General features: G+C 36.5%; 4 protein-coding genes and 1 pseudogene. 3 read left to right on the top strand and 2 right to left on the bottom strand.

What is annotated here, in order from left to right:
- From ACY65O_RS16175 to ACY65O_RS16165, 3 genes are all read left to right on the top strand, one after another.
- The coding region (locus ACY65O_RS16175; RefSeq protein WP_462221899.1) for a sialate O-acetylesterase at positions 1–687 on the top strand (687 nt) is incomplete at its 5' end.
- A gap of 10 nt (positions 688–697) precedes the next feature.
- On the top strand, positions 698–1,258 hold the full coding sequence (locus ACY65O_RS16170) for a DJ-1/PfpI family protein (RefSeq protein ID WP_462221898.1): 561 nt from the start codon (positions 698–700) through the stop codon (positions 1,256–1,258).
- A gap of 24 nt (positions 1,259–1,282) precedes the next feature.
- Entirely contained in the window at positions 1,283–2,131 is an 849-nt protein-coding gene (locus tag ACY65O_RS16165) for an alpha/beta hydrolase (RefSeq protein ID WP_462221897.1), read from the top strand.
- A gap of 2 nt (positions 2,132–2,133) precedes the next feature.
- On the opposite strand, the gene ACY65O_RS16160 is transcribed toward ACY65O_RS16165, so the two are convergent.
- Together ACY65O_RS16160 and ACY65O_RS16155 are read right to left on the bottom strand one after the other, a co-directional pair.
- Positions 2,134–3,663: a TolB family protein gene (locus ACY65O_RS16160; RefSeq protein WP_462221896.1), complete on the bottom strand. Its 1,530-nt coding sequence runs from the start codon at positions 3,661–3,663 to the stop codon at positions 2,134–2,136.
- Positions 3,664–3,702: 39 nt separating this feature from the next.
- Positions 3,703–3,916, bottom strand: a pseudogene (locus tag ACY65O_RS16155) (gfo/Idh/MocA family oxidoreductase); the annotation flags it as partial.

The following is a 3,916-nucleotide window of genomic DNA, read 5'->3' as shown; positions in this document are numbered from 1 at the left end:
CAATCCAATATGGCAGGAAGAGGTATTGTTGAACCACAGGATACAGTTGCCAATAAAAGAATACTATCCATTAACAAAAACGGCCAGTTAATTAAGGCTAAAGAACCATTACATTTTTATGAGCCCAGCCTGGCCGGCCTTGATTGCGGTTATTCTTTTGGAAAGGCTATGATCAAAAATATCCCTGACAGCATTTCTATTTTGTTGCTTCCCACCGCAGTTGGCGGCAGCTCAATAAGTCAGTGGTTGGGTGATTCTCTTTTCCGTAATGTAAAACTGCTATCCAATTTTCTTGCTAAAGTGGAGATAGGAAAACAGCACGGAACTATTAAAGGCATTTTATGGCACCAGGGCGAAAGTGATGCTAATGAAAATAACATTCCTCATTATACCGAAAGACTTTCCTTATTGTTTACAAAGTTCAGATCAGTTATTGGTAATAATAATTTACCAATACTGCTTGGAGAGCTGGGGAGTTTCTCAAAAAATAAAGAAGGCTTTGAATTAATAAACAAAGCCATTCATAATTACTCGGCGCAAGATGCCAATACAGCCGTTATTTCGACAGGCGACCTGAAACACAAAGGCGATAGTTTACATTTCAACTCTAAGGCACAACGAACAATGGGCAAAAGATTTGCCGTCGTTTATTTACAGAATTTTTTAAAAATTGATAGTAACTTTTAAATTACAAAACATGATAAAAGAAAATAAAATACTTATTATTACGGGTGATGCAGGTGAAAGTTTTGAAATTTTGTATGCGTTGCACCGTTTAAGAGAGGCAGATTTTATTCCGGTAATTGCCGCTCCAACTGTAAAACGAATGAACCTGGTGATGCATGACTTTGAACCGGGGTGGGATACTTATGTAGAAAGACCTGGCTACCAAATTGAATCCAATGTTGCATTTGATGATGTAAATACGGCTGATTATAAAGCTGTGATAATACCAGGCGGCAGGGCCCCGGAATATTTACGCAATGATGCAAGGGTAATAAGAATTGTAAAAGAATTTTCTGATGCCGGTAAATATATATTTGCTATTTGCCATGGTGTACAAATATTGGTAACTGCAGGATTGGTTAAAAATAAAAACATCACCTGTTATGAGCATGTAAAATTTGAAGTAGAAAGTTGCGGTGGTAAATATGTAACGCCAGATGAAGCAATACAAGATGGAAAAATTGTTACAGGAAAAACCTGGCAGTCGCATCCGGAGTTTTATAAATTAGTTTTTAGTTGTTTAAATGTATAAGTATAATGCAGATGACGCAATAAAATGGTGATTTATAAAACATACAATCAACAGGAATTAAACCTGCAATTTAATAACCGTTTTCATGTTCCGGATTTTAATAATTACCTGCAACATTGGGAAACACTCAGCAGACAAACGGAAAAAGAGCTCAAGGTTATTAAAGACATTCCTTATGGTATTTCAATTCGTGAATGTCTGGATGTATATCCTTCATTACAACCCGGTTCAAAAACATTAGTATTTATACATGGCGGATATTGGCAAAGGTTCGACAAATTATTGTTTCACTTTATTGCTAAAACGTTTTATAGTTATGGAATTACAACAGTGCTGATAAATTATCCATTAGCACCAGATGTTAAAATGGATGAGATAGTAATGTCCTGCAGCAAAGCAATAAATTGGATACATGAAAATATCGCCATGTACAATGGAAGCATGAATAATATTTTTATAGCAGGACACAGTGCCGGAGCTCATCTTGCTGCTATGTTACTGTTGCAGGAGCATACACAAACCAACCTGCATTTTATAAAAGGTATGTGTGGTATAAGTGGTTTGTATAATTTAGTGCCTATACACTTATCCAACATAAACGATATTGTAAAACTGGATAGAGAAATGACAATTGACAATAGCCCGGCATTAAAAGAACCAGGTAAAATTTGCCCAGTATTGCTGGCATGTGGAGCTGAGGAAACAGCTGAATTTATTGAGCAAAGCAGGCAATTAAAAAATAATTGGCAAAAAAAAATTTCATCAATAGAGTTGACAGAAATAGCTGATTTAAATCATTTTTCAATTCTCAGCTCAATTATTGATACCGGCTCTGTGCTTCATCAATCAGTATGTAATTTGATGAAAATTTAGATTTATAATTTCATATCTGTATTACTTACAAAAGCAATCTTTTTTCCATCCGGCGACCAGCTTGGTACATTAATAGTCCCTTGTCCGCCATATATGTATGCTATGGTTTTAGGTACGCCACCTGCAACGGGCATTAATCGTAAATATATTTTTTTGTAAAATGGATGGTCTGTTGGGTCAATATCTTTTGGAAAAGATACGTACACTATCCATTTACCATCGGGTGAAAAATGCGGAAACCAATCATTGTATTCATCAAATGTAACCTGCTCGTGGTTGCTGCCATCGGGTTTCATGCGCCAGATTTTCATTGTCCCTGTTCGTACCGAATTAAAATAAATCCATTTGCCATCCGGGCTATACTCTGGCCCATCATCCAATGTAGGCGTATTGGTTAATGCAGTTTCTTTTTTAGTAGCAATATCAATCGACCATATATCGTACTGATTTTTTCGCTGACCAGTAAAAATTAATTTCTTTCCATCAGGTGACCAGCTATGTAAATAAGAATGACCAGAATCTACAGCTGTAATTTGCACAGGCTTATCAGCACCGGTAATAGGTAAGATAAATAAAGTAGAAATTCTTTTTTCACCCATGTGGTTGCTGATGGCCATTTGCTTTCCATCAAATGATAATACATGGTCGTTATTATTCTGGTTGGCGATGCCCGTATTTAATGTGGAGATAGAACCATTACTGAGTTCATACTTATACAAAAGACCTTCAGAATTATAGATAAGTTGTTTACCATCTTTTGTCCAGTTGGGTGCTTGTAACGAGTTAGGTGCACTGTGTAATATTTTTCTATGTCCTGTTGCCACTTCCATCACTTCAATATGGCTGCCGATATAATCTCTATAAGGTCTGAAATTTCCTGCAGCAGGAATAATAACCTGTACATTGCTAAAAACAGCTTTCTCCATTACATCTTCCTCATGTGAGCAGATAAAAAGCCCTGCATACAGATCCTCTGCAAGCGATAATTCTTTACTTACCGATTTATAAGTTTCGCCAAAAACTGCGGCAGAAAAAACAAATGTATTGCCGTGGCGCTCCAATTCTATTTCTGTAGGATGGTATGATGATAAAACCATTTGCCCTGTTGTATCATTATCAACAGGTCTGAACTGCAATGAAGAAAGTATATCTCCGTGTACACAGGCATCTGCATACCGGGAGCCTGTTGCCAATGTTTCTCTTGCCATAATGCCAATTTTGCGATGTTCATTTTTTCCGGTACCAATAAAACGAATGGTAGCCCTTATAATAAAATCTCCTTTTATTTTTTTCCACGCAAAATGAAATTGGTCTGCTTTGGCCCACATATTATTTCCGGCACCGGAGAATAAATAGGTTTGTTCGTCTTTATTATAGACAACTGTTCCTTTTAGTTTTGGGTTGCCCACATCTTCATGCTGGTCAAAAATACCAACCTGTTGAGTTTGTGCCATAACGATAGATGATTGAAGAAAAAAAAGTACAGCAAGCTGGTAGCTTAAAACTTTTATTGCGGTAATTATTTTTTTCATGATGATTAATATTGGGGTTTAGTTAAGTATGATGAATGTTCAATCAGTTTCAATACTTACTCTTTTTCCTGTTCGCATGGCCTCATAAATCGCTTCAATAATTTTTACATCTCTTCTTCCCATTTCTCCCGAAACAATACTGTTTTGATTATATTTTACAGACAATGCGATACCATCCATTTGCTTTGCCTGCTGCGACAATGGAGCATATGAAATTATTTTACCGTCTGCTGTACTGCCTTTAAGCCCATCA

The sequence above is a fragment of the Ferruginibacter sp. genome (genome assembly GCF_031430955.1).
Classification (GTDB): Bacteria; Bacteroidota; Bacteroidia; order Chitinophagales; family Chitinophagaceae; genus Ferruginibacter.
Note: the sequence above shows the minus strand (reverse complement) of the source record. Positions and strands in the feature narration are given on the sequence as shown.